This window comes from Chloroflexus sp. (assembly GCF_056331925.1).
This window is the reverse complement of the sequence record NZ_JBWGQH010000022.1, coordinates 44650-64075: the sequence shown is the minus strand read 5'-3', so window position 1 is coordinate 64075 and position 19426 is coordinate 44650. Positions and strand designations below refer to the sequence as shown.

The 19426-nt window shown below is 55.0% G+C and carries 17 protein-coding genes; 4 read left to right on the top strand and 13 right to left on the bottom strand.

The window, feature by feature from the left end; all coding sequences use genetic code 11:
* The first annotated feature begins 34 nt into the window (after positions 1–34).
* On the top strand, positions 35–1378 hold the full coding sequence (locus tag AC01ZF_RS12465; protein ID WP_424676433.1) for an FAD-dependent oxidoreductase: 1344 nt from the start codon (positions 35–37) through the stop codon (positions 1376–1378).
* Between the two features lie 46 nt (positions 1379–1424).
* On the opposite strand, the gene AC01ZF_RS12460 is transcribed toward AC01ZF_RS12465, so the two are convergent.
* The 13 genes from AC01ZF_RS12460 to AC01ZF_RS12400 all read right to left on the bottom strand — a co-directional run bounded on the left by AC01ZF_RS12460 (position 1425) and on the right by AC01ZF_RS12400 (position 14840).
* Positions 1425–1880 (bottom strand): class I SAM-dependent methyltransferase, encoded by a 456-nt coding sequence (locus AC01ZF_RS12460; RefSeq protein ID WP_424676432.1) that lies wholly within the window; start codon positions 1878–1880, stop codon positions 1425–1427.
* 455 nt (positions 1881–2335) lie between these two features.
* A complete protein-coding gene (rpoD, locus tag AC01ZF_RS12455; RefSeq protein ID WP_424676431.1) occupies positions 2336–3532 on the bottom strand; it encodes an RNA polymerase sigma factor RpoD in 1197 nt (398 codons plus the stop codon).
* A gap of 66 nt (positions 3533–3598) precedes the next feature.
* Complete coding sequence (locus AC01ZF_RS12450) at positions 3599–4747, bottom strand: acyl-CoA dehydrogenase (protein ID WP_424676430.1); 1149 nt, start codon at positions 4745–4747, stop codon at positions 3599–3601.
* A 16-nt stretch (positions 4748–4763) separates the two neighbouring features.
* On the bottom strand, positions 4764–5936 hold the full coding sequence (locus tag AC01ZF_RS12445) for a carboxylate-amine ligase (protein ID WP_428112374.1): 1173 nt from the start codon (positions 5934–5936) through the stop codon (positions 4764–4766).
* A 99-nt stretch (positions 5937–6035) separates the two neighbouring features.
* On the bottom strand, positions 6036–7934 hold the full coding sequence (locus tag AC01ZF_RS12440; RefSeq protein WP_424676428.1) for a vWA domain-containing protein: 1899 nt from the start codon (positions 7932–7934) through the stop codon (positions 6036–6038).
* 17 nt (positions 7935–7951) lie between these two features.
* Positions 7952–8416 carry a ribonuclease FAU-1 family protein gene (locus AC01ZF_RS12435; RefSeq protein WP_424676427.1) on the bottom strand — a complete coding sequence of 155 codons (465 nt, stop codon included), beginning with the start codon at positions 8414–8416 and terminating at the stop codon, positions 7952–7954.
* Positions 8413–9288 (bottom strand): DUF58 domain-containing protein, encoded by an 876-nt coding sequence (locus AC01ZF_RS12430; RefSeq protein ID WP_424676426.1) that lies wholly within the window; start codon positions 9286–9288, stop codon positions 8413–8415. The genes AC01ZF_RS12435 and AC01ZF_RS12430 overlap by 4 nt, the downstream gene beginning before the upstream one ends.
* Positions 9288–10289: an AAA family ATPase gene (locus AC01ZF_RS12425; RefSeq protein WP_424676425.1), complete on the bottom strand. Its 1002-nt coding sequence runs from the start codon at positions 10287–10289 to the stop codon at positions 9288–9290. Before AC01ZF_RS12425 ends, AC01ZF_RS12430 begins: the two co-directional genes overlap by 1 nt.
* Before the next feature lie 46 nt (positions 10290–10335).
* Complete coding sequence (locus tag AC01ZF_RS12420; RefSeq protein WP_424676424.1) at positions 10336–12009, bottom strand: AAA family ATPase; 1674 nt, start codon at positions 12007–12009, stop codon at positions 10336–10338.
* Between the two features lie 79 nt (positions 12010–12088).
* Positions 12089–12517, bottom strand: coding sequence for a zinc ribbon domain-containing protein (locus AC01ZF_RS12415; RefSeq protein ID WP_428132461.1), 429 nt, complete (start codon positions 12515–12517; stop codon positions 12089–12091).
* A gap of 175 nt (positions 12518–12692) precedes the next feature.
* Positions 12693–13478, bottom strand: coding sequence for a twin-arginine translocase subunit TatC (tatC, locus tag AC01ZF_RS12410; RefSeq protein WP_424676422.1), 786 nt, complete (start codon positions 13476–13478; stop codon positions 12693–12695).
* Positions 13475–14194, bottom strand: a complete 720-nt coding sequence (locus tag AC01ZF_RS12405; RefSeq protein ID WP_428132463.1) for a Sec-independent protein translocase subunit TatA/TatB — start codon at positions 14192–14194, stop codon at positions 13475–13477. Before AC01ZF_RS12405 ends, tatC begins: the two co-directional genes overlap by 4 nt.
* Before the next feature lie 115 nt (positions 14195–14309).
* Entirely contained in the window at positions 14310–14840 is a 531-nt protein-coding gene (locus AC01ZF_RS12400) for a YbaY family lipoprotein (RefSeq protein ID WP_424676420.1), read from the bottom strand.
* Positions 14841–14947: 107 nt separating this feature from the next.
* Here AC01ZF_RS12400 and purL point away from each other — a divergent pair, with 107 nt between their 5' ends.
* From purL to AC01ZF_RS12385, 3 genes are read left to right on the top strand one after another with little or no spacing between them, the layout of a single operon-like run.
* A complete protein-coding gene (purL, locus tag AC01ZF_RS12395; protein WP_476575386.1) occupies positions 14948–17869 on the top strand; it encodes a phosphoribosylformylglycinamidine synthase subunit PurL in 2922 nt (973 codons plus the stop codon).
* Positions 17866–18675: a DUF1444 family protein gene (locus tag AC01ZF_RS12390; RefSeq protein WP_424676418.1), complete on the top strand. Its 810-nt coding sequence runs from the start codon at positions 17866–17868 to the stop codon at positions 18673–18675. The genes purL and AC01ZF_RS12390 overlap by 4 nt, the downstream gene beginning before the upstream one ends.
* Before the next feature lie 45 nt (positions 18676–18720).
* Positions 18721–19422, top strand: coding sequence for a hypothetical protein (locus AC01ZF_RS12385; protein ID WP_424676417.1), 702 nt, complete (start codon positions 18721–18723; stop codon positions 19420–19422).
* Positions 19423–19426 lie beyond the last annotated feature (4 nt).

The window sequence follows — 19426 nt, the reverse complement described above, 5'->3', positions numbered from 1 at the left end:
CCTTGTAGATGCAGAGAAGACGAAAGGATAACCTATGGTAGCCCAACGAGCTATTGTTATTGGTGGCGGAGCTGCTGGAATGAGTGCAGCGGCAAAAGCGAAACGCACCAATCCGGCAATCGATATTGTCGTTTACGAGCGATCAGGTTACGTTAGCTATGGAGCATGCGGTTTTCCTTATGCAATCAAGGGTGAGATTGCCCGCATTGAAGATGTCGTTGTGCGTACCCCAGCCCAGTTTGCGCAGCAGGGTATTCAGGCGTTGATCCACCACGAAGTACTGACTATCGATACGGCTCGCCAACGTGTGCTAGTACGCGACCTACATACCGGTCGTGAGTTTACCGACCATTGGGATGAACTGGTAGTGACCACCGGGGGGCAGCCGGCTCGTCCACCGCTACCCGGTCTCGATTTGCCCGGCGTTTTCGGATTGCGTAGTGTCGAAGAGGCGATATCAATCAAGACGTGGATTGGCGAGCAACGCCCACAGACCGGCGTGATTATCGGTGGTGGTTATATTGGTCTTGAGATGGCCGAAGCATTAGATGCCCACGGTATCGCGCTCACCCTGGTCGAACGACTACCCCATGTCCTGCCAACATTCGATCCTGAAGTGGCAGAGCAGGTCGAGGAAGAGTTACGACGGCAACGGGTCGATGTACGATTAGGACAGGCGGTGCAGGCGATTGTCGGTAATGAGCGGGTTCGCGGTGTCGTAGTGGATGGTCAAACCATACCGGCAGAAATCGTGATTCTGGCAGCCGGAGTCAAGCCGAGCGTCGGGCTTGTCCGTGAGACCGGTATCGCGCTCGGTCCAACCGGTGCCATAGCGGTTGATGATCATCAGCGCACCAATGTACCGCATGTCTGGGCAGCAGGTGATGTGGCTGAAGTATACCATCGGGTGACGGGCAAACCGGCCTGGATTCCACTCGGAACAACAGCGAACAAACAAGGTCGGGTTGCCGGTGCGAATCTAGCCGGTGGCAATGCCCGATTCGGTGGGGTCGTTGGTACGACGGTGGTCAAGGTGTTTGAACGTGAAGTAGCAATCAGTGGTCTGTCGCTGACACGAGCCAAGGTAGAAGGTTTCGACGCCGTTAGTGTCAGTGCTACCGCTTCTTCACGAGCGCACTATATGCCCGGTCATCAGCCGCTCACCGTTACCTTAGTCTTTGATCGGTCAAGTCGTCGGCTGCTGGGTGGGCAATTGATCGGGCGCGAAGGAGTCGCCAAGCGGGTCGATACGATTGCTGCCGCTTTGCAAGCCGGTTGGACGATTGATGAGTTCGCCGAGCTTGATCTGAGCTATGCACCACCTTTTGCACCGGTTTGGGATCCGCTGCTGGTCGCAGCCAATCTGGCCCGGCGTTAGTCACCTGCCACACTCCGGGGACGGCTGCAAAGCCGTCCCTTATCCGTTAGACCGTTCCCTCTGCCTTACGACAAACGAAGATGGGGTCGTTTACCGGCGAACTCATTCGCTCAATATCGCCTTGCTCAAGTGCAATCTGCTGTGCATCCACTGTTTGCACGCAAAAACCTGCTTCCTGCAACCGCTGAATAATATCAGCTCCGTACATCCTCACATGGTCAAATTGACCGAAATAGCGTTCGCGTAGCAACGGATCGGTAATGGTAGCATCTTCAAACGTATGTTCGCCTTGGATCGGCACTAAAATCAGCGCTGTACCACCCGGCTTAAGCACCCGGTGAATTTCGCGCATTGCTTTGTGATCGTTCGGCACATGCTCTAACACATGACTGCAAAGAATGAGATCACATGTGTTTGCGTTAAACGGAATAGCCGTAATATCAAAGCGCATTTTGGTCGATGGATCAAATAAATCAGCGGTGATATAGCGTAGATGGGGCATCTGCGCAAACCGTCGCGCCAACCCCGACTCAGGTGCGAAATGCAGTATCGTTTGCGGCTACTCTGGCGTGATAAGGTGTGAGTGTTCAAGAAAGAGCCAGATCAACCGATGCCGCCCGCTGCAATGATCGACAGACCGGACACCAGTGATGGTAGGGGCGGTGCAGGGTGATAAAACCGGACAGACGTGAATTGCAGATGGGGCAGAACGCTGATTGACCCCTGAAGAGAAGTCGGCGTAACGGCATCGGCAATGCAAATAGGGTTTGTGCAATAATCAAATCAACCAACCGACGCACCGGTGTCAACGAATGAAAGGCAAGACGACAATAAAAAGCAAACCGAGCAAAACGTTGGCGTATGTGGTACATTTGTAGACAAGAGCAAGTACTTCAATGAAAGACAAGCGCCGGAGCTTGTGCATGACCTACCCCGGCACCTACGTGACTTCATTCACTAAATCTGATCGAGGTAATCCTTCAGCAGCTTCCCTAAGCGGGGATGGCGCAGCTTACGCAGCGCCTTCACTTCAATTTGCCGCACCCGTTCGCGTGTCACCCCAAATGCTTTACCCACCTCTTCAAGTGTGCGTGGTTGACCATCAGCAAGACCGTAGCGCAGCTCAAGCACCCGCCGTTCACGCTCACTGAGCTGGCCGAGTGCTGCGGCGATCTGCTGGCGGAGCATACCGCTTGCCGCAGCATCGTCAGCATCAAGTGCATGTGGGTCGGGGATGAAGTCGGCGAGCGTACTATCAGCTTCTTCACCGACCGGTGTCGCAAGCGAAACCGGATCTTGCGCAGTCCGCCGTAGTTCACGCAGCTTTTCTTCACTCATCCCGAGATGATTCGCCAGCTCAGTATCGGTCGGCTCACGGCCCAGCGACTGGGTCAGTTGCCGACGAGCAGACTGGATCCGATGAAGCGTCTCACCGAGATGAACGGGCAGGCGTACCAATCGTGACTGGTCGGCCAGCGCACGGGAGAGGGCCTGCTTGATCCACCATGTTGCATAGGTACTGAACTTATACCCCTTGGTGTGATCGAATTTTTCGATAGCGCGGAGCAGGCCGAGGCTCCCCTCCTGGATGAGATCAAGCAGCGGCAGACCACGATCGCGGTAGCGTTTGGCGATGCTCACGACCAAACGCAGGTTCGCTGAGGCCATTTGCTGGCGTGCCTCGTCGCCCTGTTCTTTTATCCGGCGCAACCGCTCTGCTTCAGGGCTGTCGGGAGGGAGTGTAGCCAGTTTACGCTCAGCCGCTTGGCCGCGTTCGATCATCTGAGCCAACCGCTTCTCTTGTTCGGCAGTCAACAGCGGTACTTGCCCAATCTCGCGCAAATAGAGGCGCACACTATCACTAAGCAGTGCATCTGACAGCTCATCCTCGAGGTCAAGATCGGTTGCTAGCGGGGTCAGCGACGCATCACCAATAACCGGTTCGTCACCGTCTTGGACGGGAACACCGGCTTCGGCTAAGGCTGCATAAATACTGTCGATCTGCTCGACCGACTCTTCAACATTGGGAACCAGCCGCTGAATATCCTCAAAGGTGACAAAGCCCTGTTGCCGTCCTTGCGCGATCAGGGCCTGTACATCGGCGGGGCTGATCGCAGAACTGGTGCGGTCGGTCTCGGGCTGGCTCTGCGTCATAATACTTCCTCGTCTGAGACCACACAGGTGTTAGCTATTGCGCAGTTCGTATTGTAGCACAAGCTGTTACCCGCGCAGACCAAGCACGGAGTGCGCAATCACTCCTCGCAAGATCTCTGAGGTTCCTTCGCCAATGGTCAGCAGGCGGGTATCGCGGTACAACCGCTCGACCGGATATTCCTGGCTGTAACCGTAGCCACCGAAGACCTGGATGGCATCGCGGCAAATCCGCTCGGAGGCTTCTGAGGCAAAGAGTTTAGCGATAGCTGCCTCACGTGTGTACGGTTTACCGGCATCTTTCATTCGGGCTGCCGTATAGACCAGCGCACGAGCAGCAGCGAGATCAACGGCCATATTGGCAATCATATTCGCCACCGACTGATGAGCACCAATCGGTTTGCCAAACGCCGTTCGCTCCCGTGCATAGGCGACTGCAGCTTCATAGGCAGCTTGGGCTAACCCAATCGCCATGGCCCCGATCCCAATCCGACCACCGTCGAGAACCTGTAGGAACTGGATAAACCCGCGGCCACGTTCGCCGAGCAGGTTTTCACGGGGCACGCGCACATCATCGAGCATCACCGCAGTGCTCACCGAACCGCGCAGCCCCATTTTTGGCTCGTGCTTCCCGAAGCTTAACCCCGGCGTGCCACGCGGCACAATGAAGGCTGAAATACCCTTCTTTCCCAATTCCGGGTCGGTTACTGCGGTAACGATGATGTGGCCGGCAATTGGTGCGTTTGTAATCCACATCTTTTGGCCGTTGATCACCCACTCATCACCAACCAGCCGAGCCGTTGTTCGCGTTGCACCGGCATCCGAGCCGGCGTGCGGTTCGGTGAGACCAAACGCCGCCAGATATTCACCTTTCGCTGCCGGAACGAGGAAACGACGCTTCTGTTCTTCAGTCCCGAACATCGCAATCGGTGCACTCCCCAGTCCGAGGTGAGCAGCATACGCCAACGCGGTACTCCCACAGCAGCGAGCTACTTCCTCGATAGCAATGGCCGTACTCACACTATCCGCACCGGCACCGCCATATTCTTCGGGAAACGGTAGTCCCATCAGACCGAGCTGTGCCATTTTGGCAAAGGTCTCTCTCGGAAAAGCGCTATGCTCATCAACATACCGTGCTTTCGGCGCAATCTCCTTCTCGGCGAATTCACGTACCGTTTGGCGAATCAGCTCCTGTTCGGGGGTCAATTCAAAATCCATAGCCTGCCTCGCTTCTCTAGCTATGCGCCGTTTGTGCTGACGACTCGGCATCAAACGTCATGACCGGCACACCCTCTATTGTCTCGTTCATTAAGGAGTCGACAACCGCCTTCAGGTCATTCGTCTCGGCAAAAACCCGCAACTGACGGTCGGCACTCGTGCCCTGGTCGACGATGGTAAGCAGATATTCGACCTCTTTACGTGAACCGAGCATATCAACGACATCATCAACCAGCTCGACAATTTCGTGAACGAGCGCTTTTGCCTCGACCTCTTTACGTTTCCCGAAATCGATCAACTTCCCGTCAAGCCCCCAGCGTTGTGCGCGCCATTTGTTTTCGTTGATCAGGGCGCGGCGGTAGACGCGGAAGGTAGTGTTCTCCTCAAACATGGTGTAGAACTTGACGATCAATGCCTGCATCGTTGCGGCCAACGCCAAACACTCCTCGACCCTGGTCGCAATATCGCAGACACGGAACTCAAGCGTGCCGAAGAACGGATGAGGACGTAAATCCCACCAGATCTTTTTACCGTTATCGATACAGCCGGTATTGATCAACAACTGGACGTACCGTTCAAACTCGCTGGCAGAATGGAAGGTTGGTGGAATACCGGTGCGCGGGAACGTGCTAAAGATGACGCTACGGTAAGACTTAAAGCCGGTGTTGCGCCCCATCCAAAACGGTGAAGAGGTGCTCAGCGCCAATAGATGTGGACAGATATACCGTGCAACATTCATCAATTCGATAGCCACTTCATTATTTGGCATACCGATGTGGCAGTGCATACCAAAGATGAGTAGTTGCAGAGCAGCTTCTTGCATTTCGCCCACGACCATGCGGTAACGCTCGTCAGGCGTAATTTCTTGCTGCATCCACGACGAAAATGGATGGGTACCGGCAGCCACAATACGCAGGTTATGACGTGCCGCTAGCCCGGCAATAGCCCCTCGGAGGCGTACAATTTCGGCCCGTGCTTCACTAATGGTACGGCAAGGGCGGGTGCCGACCTCAACAATACTTTGATGCATTTCGGGCTTGATCTGCTCACGCAAGATCGTGCGGCCTGGTTCGAGAATTTGGGTAATGTAACTGCGTAACTCACGGGTTTCAGGATCGACGATCTGATACTCCTCTTCGATCCCGATTGTAAACGCAAAATCGGCATCGTTGGGATTGTAGACGCTCACCGCACACTCCTCGTTGATGATGGTATTCATTTATCACCGGTATGCTGTATTATATCGCGTATTGCGGATTGTGTGGGGCGAGCGATCAAGATTATCTACTCACGCCGTGCGCCGTCGCCAACGTTCTCGTAGCAGTGTCAGTGTATTCCGTTGATAGTACAGCCATTCGATAAGCAAGACGAGCAACGCCACGAGCGCCAACCAACGCCAGATTTCTTGGCGACCATCACGCTCACGGGCAACCGTGCTCTGCGCACCGCTGATTTGTGAGATGACAAGATCGCGTTGTGGCGTGATTTGTGATTCGTTAGGTGCAAATAGGTTTACGGCGAAGCGACGACCGGTAATGACCTCATTGCCACGCCGTTCTTCGAGGGTGTAAATACCGGGCAGTTCGGTGTCGGTGTAGAAAGTTTGATTGGCCTGGACCTGTACCTGACCATCACGTGAACTCGCCACCCGACCGTCAGGACGAATGACACGCACCTCTTCGATACTGCTGTCCACCGGGGCCACAATCGGCTGACCGGTTGTCAGTTGCACACTACTCATCGGCAGGAGATAGTCAATCATGTTGGAGAGTAACAACGGAAATCCGATGGTGAGGGGGAAATCGGAGAGGTGTAAGTCAAACGCCAGCACGATAATCCGACGCCCTTCGCGCTCGCCGGCCAACAGTAGCGGGCCACCGTCGCTATCAACAATGACACGCGCCCACGATCCCGGAACAATGCGTGGTGCGCGCAAAATACTGACATCAGACAAGCGCACATTGCGTAGCAGCGGATCTTCTAGTGCCACCGGTCGGATGAGGGGAAAATCAAATTCGCCGGTGATCGTAAAGAGTTCAGTACTACGCAACGGGCCGATAAAGAGCAGATTACCAGGCGGTAGATCAGTTGGCGTGACGCCGTCGAAAATAGTGAGCGGAATCTCCGCAGCACTCTCCGTAAATGTCAGGGTAGTCGTAGGCACACGCGTAACTTCAAGCCCCGGCAACAGCGACAGTCCGGTCTCGAGGAAGCGATTACCATCGCTGACCAGTCGCACCTTTACCGTTTCACGTTGCGGACTAACCGCATACGCCCGATCATCGACCGGCAGCGCATCACCATGTTCGTCAAGTCGCGCTTCGACCGTCGCCACCGTTGCCGGAATCGTCTCCGTCCAACTCTGCTCACGCCCCGGATCGATGGTCAAATCAACCGCATTCGCTAAGATACCATCGTAATAGAGTGAGAGGCGACGAGTCACCGGACTATTCCCGTAATTGATCGCCTGCACAAAGAGGGTCTGCTCGAACGGGCCGGGTTGCAGCGCAATCGCGTTAATGGCTACGTTATCTGAGGCGCGTCCGATCGGAAAGTAACGTACTCGTGCCGGTACCCGCAACCCATCGGGGATCGTGACATTCCCATCAGAGATAATTGCAACCTCGCTATCAGGTTCGCGGGCAGCCAGTGCTGAAGCGAGGGTCAGCGCTTGGGTTAGATCGGACTGGGTACTATAACTCGGTTGGATATTCGCAATAATGCGACGCAGCTCGCGGCGGTCACTGGAAGCGGCAATGGGCGCTTCCATCTGTCCACCGATAGTGATAATCGTTGCCCGGCCGTTATCGGGTAGTTGATCGATCAATGCAAGTGCCTGCCGGCGCGCAGCTTCCAAGCGGGTCGGTGGTTCGTCGGTTGCCAGCATACTGGTCGAACGGTCGAAGATAATGATCAGGTTGGTACCACTAATACCGGTGACCGGCAGGAACGGGCGGGCTAATGCCAACACCAACAACAACATCAGCAACAACTGTAACAAGAGAAGGAGATTACGGCGCAATTTCTGCCAGGGTGCATTTGCCTCAACATCCCGCACCATGCGTTGCCAGAGAAACGTTGATGAAATCACCCGCTCTTCGCGACGCAGTTTGAGCAGATACATCGCCACGATGATCGGGCCAACAATCGCTGCACCTAGAAGCGCTAACGGTGTGAGGAATGACATAGTGGTACGTACCTCATTCACGCAAACGGCGGTACTCCGCGTGCTATCAGATCGCGTAATTCGGCAATTGCCGCCTGCACGGCTGCATCGGTGGCCGGTTCAGTACGGGCAAGGTCTCGAGCAGCATACTCATCACTGTCGGCGACAATGACGTACCGGCGGTCAGCACTGACAATCACATCAATATCGAGGTCTTCAGTCTCGATGGTAGTCTCATCGATCTGCGCCGGACGGGCAAGATTGCAATACCAACCGCGCGTTGGGCCGGCGGGCTGTTGCACGCGAAAGATGTTGTACCACCGATCACGGTAGAACGTCTCGATCATCACGTCGCCGGGTTCAATCCGAAACAGTCCGAGATCGACTACTCCTAACCGCCACGTTGCCTGTACCGTCACACTGTGTGCATCGCGGGCAATAACGATAGCCGGATAGCGGATAATCTGACGTTTGCTTGGTTTGAGCAGCCGCACTTCGATCATCGAATCACACCTGCCCGCCGAAACTGCCCGAAGACAAAATCCTCAATCGGTTCAGCGGTATTGACCGGGACATAGCGCATTCCACGTCCGTTGCAAAATGCTTCAATCTCACGCTGCCAAGCACGCAATGATTCGCGGTAACGTTCGAGAATATCGAGATCGGCGCTAATTTCGACCGCCGGGCCACCCTCGCTATCGAGCAAACGAATATCACCTTCAATTGGCGGATCGATCTCTTGCGGAGCGAGAATATGCATCACCGTAATCTCAAATGGGCGCGAGGTCAGCGTGCGGAGGGCATCACGCCATCCCGGATCGAAGAGATCAGAACAGAGCAAAAGCGGGCCGGCGCTACGCGCCGTCTGCACATAATGACGACAGAACTGGGTCAGATTCGCACTGCTACCGGCTGTGAGCCGCTGTAAGAAATCAAATAATGTTACAGCGCTCCGTTTACCACGGATACCACTAATTGCTGCCGGGCGACCACCAAAAGCGGTCACGGTTACTCGATCGAGATTACTCAATGCGATGTAGCCAAACGCTGCCGCAATTTGACGAGCATAGTGCAGTTTTTCCGGTTCACCCCATGCCATGCTACGACTGGTATCCACCAATAAGTGGACATTAAGCTCCTCTTCAGCGACGAACAGCTTCAGATAAAAACGCTCGGCGCGAGCGTACAGATTCCAGTCGATCTGGCGAATATCGTCACCGGATGTGTACGGGCGAAAATCGGCAAACTCAACCGATGAGCCACGCTTCGGACTCCGCCGCTCACCTTGCAGATCACCGGCCATCGCCCGTCGTGTTTGCAACGCCAGCCGATCAAGCTTACGCAAGAAGGCGGCTGTCAGCAATGGCTCGGCCATCATTCCTCCTTAACCGCCTCAAGCACGCCCTTTACCACCTCATCAGCACTAACACTCTCAGCTTGTGCTTCAAAGTTCAGCACAACCCGATGGCGTAATGCCGGCAGGGCCGCCAGGCGAATATCACCAAACGAAACGTTGTAACGGCCATCAAGCAAGGCCAGAATCTTACCGGCCAAAATCAGGGTCTGCATACCGCGTGGTGAAGCGCCGTAGCGCACATACTGCCTGGTAATAGCCGGAGCATCTTTACTCTCAGGATGGGTGGCCGTAATCAGGCGCGCAGCGTAAGCCAACACGTGACTGGCAATCGGCACGGTACGGGCCAACGCTTGCATTTGCATAATGATAGGACCATCGGCGACGTGCCGTGCTACCGGCTGCCGAGCGCCAGTAGTACGTTGCGCGATCTCGACCAACTCGGCTGCGGATGGGAAGGTGACATTAATCTTGAAAAAGAAGCGGTCGAGTTGGGCTTCCGGCAATGGATATGTTCCCTCCATTTCAAGCGGATTCTGCGTTGCCAAGACAAAAAACGGTTGTGGCAATTGGTGAATAGTCTTGGCAACCGTCACAGTACGCTCTTGCATCGCTTCGAGCAACGCCGATTGCGTTTTGGGCGTTGCACGGTTGATCTCATCGGCCAACACCAAATTGGCGAAGATTGGCCCCGGCTCGAAGCGGAACATCTTGTGCCCATGCTCATCTTCGCTGATCAAGGTCGTACCGACAATATCAGCCGGCATGAGGTCGGGCGTAAACTGGATACGTGAGAATTTACAGTCAATGACATCGGCCAGGGTCCGCACCAATGTCGTTTTTGCCAGACCGGGCACCCCTTCAAGCAGGGCATTACCACCGGCGAGTAACGTAATGATCACCTGTCGGATCAGTTCATGCTGACCAACTATCACCTGCGCAACTTCGGCCTCGATCTGTTGCGCGCGTTGGCGAAACTCTTCCGGTGTAATGGTAATCGCGGCATTAGCAGCGTTGGTCATTCAGGTCTCCTTTAGCTGGTATCCGACGATATACACAATGTAGCATTTACGGTTCAAGACGTGAGAAGTAATCGCGGACGAAATCTTGCAAATAGATCGGGACACTCCCGCGATCCAACGCTTCGGTCGCCGTGCGCCGGTATTGGGGAAAAATCTGTTCGTAAGGCACTACCGAGGGGTTATTTATCCCACTCTGCTGCCCTTGCCCCGGACGAACTTCGCTACTCCCACCGCTTCCCTGTTGACCGGGGATGAAATCGGGATCGCCAATTTGGCCGGAAGGATTGAACGGTTGGTAGACGAGATCGCTATTGCCGCCGTGACCTTGCTGGGAACTGGGACGATTGGGATCGACGTTGCCCGGTACATTACTTTGCTGCTGCCCAAGATTATCGGCGGTTGAACCACCACCTTGACCGGGTTGTCCTTGCTGTCCTTGGCCGGGTTGACCCTGTTGACCCTGACCGGGCTGCCCCTGACCGGGTTGACTTTGTTGCCCTTGGCCTTGCTGTCCTTGTTGTCCTTGCTGCCCCTGTTGCCCTTGGCCTTGTTGGGCTTGCTGGCCTTGCTGACCGGGTTGACCGGCCTGGGCAATCTGTTGGCGAGCAGCTTGGGTGTTATTCAGGGCTTGCTGAACGGCTTGTTGATTAGCGGCAGCGGCTTGTGTATTGCGAACTTGTTGACTCGCTTGTTGCAGGGCTTGAGCGGCTGCTTGGGTGTCACCCCGTTCGAGCGCTTGGGCAGCATCTTGTAATGCCTGTGCCGTTGCCGGATCGGATGCGGCTAATTGCGCAGCCTGCTGGGCGAGTTCTTGGGCCAGTGCTTCCCGTTCAGCCGCATTCATCTGATCAAGACTCGCAGCCAAATTCTCCAATTGCTGACGTAGTTGATCGAGGGTTGGCCGGGGCGAAGCCTGGTTATTTGACAATTGTTCTAACCGGCGGGCTAACTGTTCGAGGGCTGCCTGGCGCGTATCGATCTGCGAGTTCAGTTGCCGGCGTAGCTGCATTTCGGCTTGGGCCAAATCGGCCAGGGCTTCTTGCCGGTCGCCGGGATTACGCTCCAGCTCAGCCTGCAACTGACGTAAAATCTCCGCTAGCCTGGCACGCTGTTCGGGTGTAAGATCATCACGTGCGGCCAATTCCTCTTCTAGTGCTGCCAACTGCTGATTCACCTGCTCAATCATCTCGGCCACCGCCTGGCGTTCGGCCAAAATACGCTTCATCGGGTTGGGTAGCGTGAGCAAGGCCACGAGTACCAGTGCCGGTAACAATGCCCACAACAATGGTCGGCGTGGGATGACGATGGGAATCTGGCGTGGATGTAACCGTGTCGCCAACGCACTGGCATCGGCTTGCTGATACGGCGCCAATGGCGTATCGGTATCGGTCTCGTACAACTCAATCGCCGTCGACAAACGTTCACGCAGATTGAGGATGTGGTCAACCCGCTGAGCAGCTCGACGTGGCGGTAACGGTTTGAAAGCCGTCACACCGATAATAACGAGCAGCCAAACGATAAGGGGTCCCGTGACCCACCAGCTCAGGTGAGGAATCGGAGTCACCCATCCAAGTGCAGCAACAACAGCACTACCGGTTAAGCCGATCCAGAGCGTGCGGCTGGCAAGAACCAATCCATCGCTGAGGCGCAACCTACGGCTCAGTGGGCGCAAGTGCCGACGCAATGTTTGGTAGTTAGAAGGGTCTACAGCCTGCATCATCGCCAGTCCTTCCTGTATTGGCGGCAAGAGTATCGTACCACATTATGGATGACGCCGCTGCCCCTGAGCCGGTTCCCGGCTAATCTTCGCGTCGCCAGACGTGGCGTTCTATCACCTGTCGCACCAGCTCACCGCGCTCCCAAACCTCGACGACGCGCTGACTGACAATCGTCGTTGTGATCTTGAATGGCTCGACAACGGTTGGCACGGTAACCGCAGTGGTTGGAACCGGAGTCAGCGATGCGCCGGTGGTGGTACTTCCCATACGACGACGCAACCATGCCTTACCAACTTCAACAGCAAGCGTTGCGGCTCCAAGTGCTAGTGCCGCGCCGATTTGGCGCACCTGTGCCGGAGAGAGTGCGAGCGGAAATGAACGTGGGGCAAGAGCAGTTGATTCGCGTGGCGCCAATGCATCGCTCTCGGTGAGTGCTGCACCGCAGGCACCACAATATCGGTTTTCGAGCGGGTTACTATGGCGACAAGCCGGACAGATCCGTTCTACCATAACGCTCACCTCGGTGTTCTGTCAGAATGCGGTAGATAACAGCCAACCACCGGTAGAGCGTACCGGTGGCAGAGGAGCTGCGCTTTTGTCCAGATGACTGTATTATACCAATTTTGCGCAGACGATAACGGAATGTACAGGGATATGTCTACGACGAATGCTTGCCGGACGCCGGTTACACGCGACGAGTCTGTGTTTGATGCGGGACGAAGCGTGCAAGGATAATCCCAACCTCGTATAACAAATACATCGGCAACGCCAAGAGTATCAGATTGACCGGATCGCCGGTCGGAGTAATAAACGCTGCAATAATAACCACAATCACCAAAGCATACCGTCGGTAGCTGGCCAACTGTTTGGCCGTCGTCACATTCAGATACGCCAGTACATAAATAATGATCGGTAGTTCAAAAACGATGCCGTTGATCAGCAACAGCATTGATACCGTCTCTAAGAAATCCGACAGCGTCGGCTGAGTTTGAATCAGGGGAGAGTCGGAAAAGCCGATCAAAAACCGGATTGCGACCGGTGTAGTGACGAACCAGCCAAAAGCAATCCCGGCCAAGAAAAAGAAGGTGACAAACGGTAACGCGCGAAAGATCAACCGCTTTTCGCTCGCGGTCAGCCCCGGAATAATGAAAGCCAGCAATTGATAGACGATCACCGGCATTGCCAGAATAACCCCGACAAGCAGTGCCACTTTCATATAACTGGTAAACTGCTCGGTCGTACCAACCGACTGGATGGGGGCAAAACGCTCATTGACCGGGGCAAACGTGAGGATCAGAATATCGATCAGCTTAATCGGACCTTGCGGCCACACCGCGATAAAGCCCACCACCATGCCGATCAATACACCAATACCGGCCTTGATGATGCGGCTACGCAATTCGATCAAGTGTTCGATTAATGTCATCGAAGCCTCGCCGGCTTCGTCGGTACGCGCCGGTTTCGTCGTCATGGCGTCACAGACTCCTCAGAGACAGCAGGAGATGAGGCAGCAGGTTGCCAATTTGCATCGAGCACGCCGCGCGCTTGCAATTGAAAGACAATCGATTGAAACTCAGCAGCCAGCGTATTGAGTCGCCGTACAAGATCGGCGACTTCGTCTGCGGACAGTGGTGGCTGCGTGGTCCCGTTATGGGTAGACGGCGGCGGATTCGGTTGCGACATCTCGGTAAACAAAGCCCGATCTTCATCGGTTAAGGGTTGGGCAATACCGGAGGAAGATGGATCGGTCGACGCTGTGGAAGCAACAGCGGTCGTAGCCGGTACCGGTGCGTGTGCTGGAGGACGGATCGTAGGTTTGGTTGCCGGTTGCGCTTCAAGCACTGCCTTGGTCGTGTCGGTGGCAGTGGTCGCCTCCTGGAGCGTAGTTTGGACTTCCTGACCTACCGACTTCACTTCATCAACAATCGCCTGCACATCGTTACGCACATCGAGCTGCTTGCGTGTGTAGATCAGTTCGTCGCGCAACTGAGCAATCTCTCGCTCAAACTCATTGCGCATTTCGTTGATCATTTGCAATTCAGGTGACTGTTGCTGCCATGCCAGAAATTTAGCCACCTGCTTGCCGGCAAATCGTCCTATTTCCGGTAGCCGCTCAGGGCCGAACAGCACGAGTGCGAGACCGGCGATCAAGATGAATTCAAACAGATGGACGTTGAATATCTCCATACGACTCCGTAGATTACCGGTCATTGGTAGTTCGTTATTATCTTACCACAGCACGCAAACAGTATGGATTGCGGAAGCCTTGCTTCCGCAATCCATACAATGTATCACCTCTACGTTACGCCGTCTTCGTTTGTCCGAACCGGCGCACACCGTGCAGAACCAAAGCCGCTGCCCCTAACCCCAGCGCGGTTCCTACCAACCACAGTTCACTACCGGCGGCAGGAAGGGTTGCTCCACGCACCGCTAACATCACCACGTTGATGTCGCTGCGCGGGGCACTGCCGGTAATGACCGGAATGAGATTAGCCGTCGTGAAGAGAGTACGACCACCCGATTGAATACGACCTTGCAGCGTATAGACCCGTCCGGCATCGATCAGTGCCGGATTGTAGGTCAGGTTGAACCGAAACGGTGGCTGTGCCCCACCGGTGGCGAATGTCTGCTCAACGATCACGCGGCCACCGCTACCGGCGGAGGTTACTTCGGCAATTTGCAAGACCACCAGCGCATCGGCAGGCAGAAGAACCTGTTCGCGGTAGGTGATAATACCAGTTAAACTGGCCGTGCTCTGGGCAGTGGCTAATGCCGGTAGTAGGGTAACAAACAGGCCAACGAACAGTATCAGAATCTGGTACAGTCTGAGCATGAGCTACTCCGTGTTGCACCATCGGCAAAAGAAGATGGTATACTCAAGATTATAAACGATATAAATGCGCAAAATGTGATCGTACAGCGCTCATCTTTGGAGTACGTATGCCGCTCTATCTCGTGACAGTCGCGACGCGCACTGCCGTATCACAGACCCTCTACCTGCTCGACGGACCTGAACTCACACCGGCGGTAGTTTCGCAACTGGTCGAACAACTCCTTCACGATCCTGTCGTCCAGCAAGCTCACTGGCAAATGCTCACAGATGACCAACCCCTGACCGATCCCTTTCTACCCACAACTGATGCGCTCGTGGTAGAAGTTGCCTATCGTCCCGGTGTGACCGACAGCGAAGGGGAAAGTGTGATCGAGGGAGCACGCCGATTAGGTGTGCGTGGCTTGACGCATGCGCGTGCGTTGCGACGTTATCTGTTGCCACCGGAGACCGATCCGGTGCAGGCGGCGGCTGAGTTGGCGATTGAGGTAGTGCATACTACGATTGCGTACCGTACCGGCGAAGCAACGACGGCACGAGTATCATTCTATGCTATGCTGGTCGCCGAACCGGCTCCGACCAAGCCGGTCGTTGCCAATATTCCCCTATGCACTGCCGATGATACCGAATTACTTAACATAAGCCAGCAAGGTGTTCTCGCGCTTGATTTGGCCGAAATGCGCGCCATTCAGTGCTATTTTGCCGGTCAAGGTCGCGATCCGACCGACGGAGAACTCGAAACCATTGCCCAAACGTGGAGCGAGCACTGTTCACACAAGACGTTCAAAGCGCGTGTTCGGTATGAACAACCACCGGAGACATTGCCGGCCAACGCCGAGCTACATCCGATGTTTGCGCGATTGGCAAGCGGTCAGACGGAGATTGACAGCTTGATCCGCACCTTTCTGATGCGGGCAACCGAACAGGTGTTGACCAAGCGTCATGATAAGTGGGTACTTAGCGCGTTTGTAGATAATGCCGGAATTGTTGCATTTGGCCCAACCTATGAGGTTTCGTATAAGGTCGAGACGCACAACCATCCGAGTGCGCTTGAGCCGTTTGGTGGAGCGAATACCGGTGTAGGCGGGGTCATTCGTGATATATTGGGCGTATCGGCCCGCCCGATTGCCAATATTGACGTGCTCTGTTTCGGCATGCCCGATGCACCGCCGCCGCCACCCGGTGTCCTCCATCCACGTCGGGTGGCAAGCGGTGTGGTTGCAGGTGTACGCGACTATGGCAACAAACTCGGTATTCCAACGGTGGGTGGAGCGGTATTGTTCGATCCCGGATATACTGCCAATCCGCTCGTCTATTGCGGGACCGTTGGGTTAGCACCGCGCGGCCTACATCCACGTAATGTACGTCCCGGTGACATTATTGTGGTGATGGGAGGACGAACAGGGCGCGACGGTATTCATGGTGCGACATTTTCGAGTATCGAATTGACGCATACCACTGCGGTTGAGGTAGGCAGTGCGGTGCAGATCGGCGATCCGATCACCGAAAAAAAGATGCTCGATGTTCTATTGCAGGCACGCGATGCCAAGTTGTACTCGGCGATTACCGATTGTGGCGCCGGGGGATTATCTTCGGCGATTGGTGAGATGGGAGCCGAATTGGGTGCTGAAGTTCACCTTGAGCGTGTGCCGTGCAAATATGCCGGCTTACAACCATGGGAGATTTGGCTTTCGGAGGCGCAAGAGCGCATGGTGCTCGCCGTACCACCTGATCGGTTGGTAGCACTATTGACGCTTTGTGTCGCCGAGGATGTTGAGGCAACGCCGATTGGTCGCTTTACCAACGATGGCCGTCTCCGCGTCTATTACCATGATCGCGCCGTGGTTGATCTTGAGATGGCGTTTCTCCACGATGGCCGTCCCCAACGAGTGCTCGAAGCGCGTTGGGAGCCATCGCCGGCATTGACCCGCTCACCACAGCTTGATCACGTACACCCGGAAGCCGCACTGCTGGCATTATTGGCGCACCCATCGATTGCCTCGAAAGAGCGTATTATTCGCACCTACGATCACGAAGTCGGTGGTAGTACGGTGATCAAGCCGCTGGTGGGTGCGACATTAGCTGGCCCCTCTGATGGGGCCGTTCTTCAACCGCTACCCGATCATCCAGCCGGTTTGGCATTAGGGTTTGGTATCTGTCCGCGCTATGGGCAGCACGACCCGTACTGGATGGCACTGGCTGCTATCGATGAGGCGCTGCGGAATGTTGTGGCAGTTGGTGGTGATCCAGACCAAACCGTGATTCTTGACAATTTCTGCTGGGGTGATCCCAAACAGCCGGATCGCATGGCCGGGTTAGTACGAGCGGCGGCGGCATGTTACGATGGCGCAGTCGCGTTTGGTACACCCTTCATCAGTGGTAAGGACTCGCTCAATAACGAGTATCGTGATGCCGATGGCCGACGGATAGCGATCCCGCCCACGTTACTGATTTCGGCAATGGCTTACGTCCATGATGTCAGGCAATGTGTGACGATGGATCTTAAACAGGCCGGCAATGTCATCTACTTACTGGGGACAACGCGAGTTGAATTTGCCGGTAGTCATCTGGCCGCAGTAGGGATGATCGAAGATGGTGGTGCGCTACCACAGGTCGATCTGGCAACCGCACCTGCGACGTTTCGTGCCTTACACCGCGCTATCCGTGCTGGCTTGGTACGCGCCTGTCATGACTTGAGCGAGGGTGGACTAGCGGTGGCAGCGGCTGAGATGGCGATTGCCGGTGAGCTTGGGTTACAGCTCAACCTCGATGCAGTCGATCTCGATCCAATCGCAGCCTTGTTCAGTGAGACACCAAGCCGATTCTTGCTGGAAGTCGATCCGGCGCAAACCGCAGCGCTGGAAGCAGCATTAGATGGCTTGCCACTGGTTCGCTTGGGGGTAGTCACGGCAATACCGGTCGTACAGATCACACAGTGCAATCGGCAATTGATCGATCTACCGGTGACCAGGTTGCGCGAGGTGTGGCAACATAGCCTCGATACAATTAGTGTAAAGGACGAAGAACGATGAACGGGAAGACTCCGCTTGATCGGGCAGCATTTAGCGCTGAGATCGAGCGTCGTTTGCGGGAAGAAGCGACGGTGACAATCCTCAGCCGTGACGGCGAGGTGCTACAGATAGTAGCCGGTAATCAACCGATACGTATTGATCTGACCAGATTTTACAATGCGTATGCACAAGCACCGGAGCATCTTGATCTGGTGTATGCCACGCTGATGCGGGTCATTCACCAACAGACACCGCCACGAGAGGCTAACACGTTTGCCGATGTAGCCGATCGGGTGATGCCGATGCTCAAACCTATCGTGTTACTCAATACGGTGTTCGAGAAAAAATTGCCGATGTTGGCCTACCGACCGTTTTTAGCCGATCTAATCATTACCTACGTCATTGATGAGCCGCACAGCGTGGCCTATATCAACGAGCGCCATCTTGAGCGGTGGGGTATCGGTGAACACCAGTTGCACGAACGAGCTTTGGCAAATTTGGCTGCACGCACCAAAGATCGTGCAACGTTTCTGATGACCGGAGAAGGTACCCAACGGCTTATCGTCGCCAATACGCAAGACGGATATGATGCGACCCGTTTGCTTTTGCCCGATCTGTTGGCAAGTTGGCAGCCTCAATTTCCGGGAAAGATGGTAATAGGCATCCCTAACCGTGATTTTCTGATTGCCTTTAGCGATGCCGATGAAGAGATTCTGACCAGTATTGCTCATCAGATTCAGCTCGATGCAGTACAGCGTGAGTATGGTCTGACCGATCAACTCTTTACGATTGAGAATGGTGAAGTGCGAGAATATCGGTGGGAGTAGTGTGTTGGTATTGGTGGGAAAGGAGCAAGAACCCTGCTTGCCGTGGTGATAACATTTCTTCTGTATGGCGTGGCAATTTGGTTGTGGTGGCAGCAGCGTAATCCGCTCTACGTGCTTGCACTAGCCGCCGGTCAACTTAGTACTCTCCTCGAACCGTTTTGGCGATTGCTCTATAGTCTGCAAACGCTGCCTACGCTGAGTACGATTGTGTCGGTGCTAAGCAGTCCGTTTGATGTGATGTCGTCACTACGCGCAGCATGGCCCGATACCTTACCGGCGATGATCATCCTCCAACTCTACCTGTATCGCTGGTGGAACCCTGGTGCGTGGAGCGGATTGTTTATCTACGCCATGTTTGTCAGTTTTCAATTATTGTTGAGCCTGCTCGGTTTACGTACCGGGGCACCGCCGGTCTTGCTCGGTCCATTGCCGTTTGCATTCAGTGCCGATCTGTTAGCCGCACTGATGAGCGCAGCGATCAGCTATGGGCTGTGCTACGTTTTCTTGAGTGTCTATCATTACTCGTGGCCAAGTATGGCGGTGACTATTTTGCCGATGCCATTGCTGTTTGGTGGATTGATTTACGGTGTGGTCGGGGCGCCATTGCTGATCGGGCGATTGCTGCCCGACGGTGAATGGCCGGTGTTCATCGGGTTGTTCCTCACACTGGGCCTGTTAGGTTGGTGTATTGCCATCATTACATCAGGGATCAGTCGTTCCACACCTCTTGTGGGCGCTATTCGATAGGCAC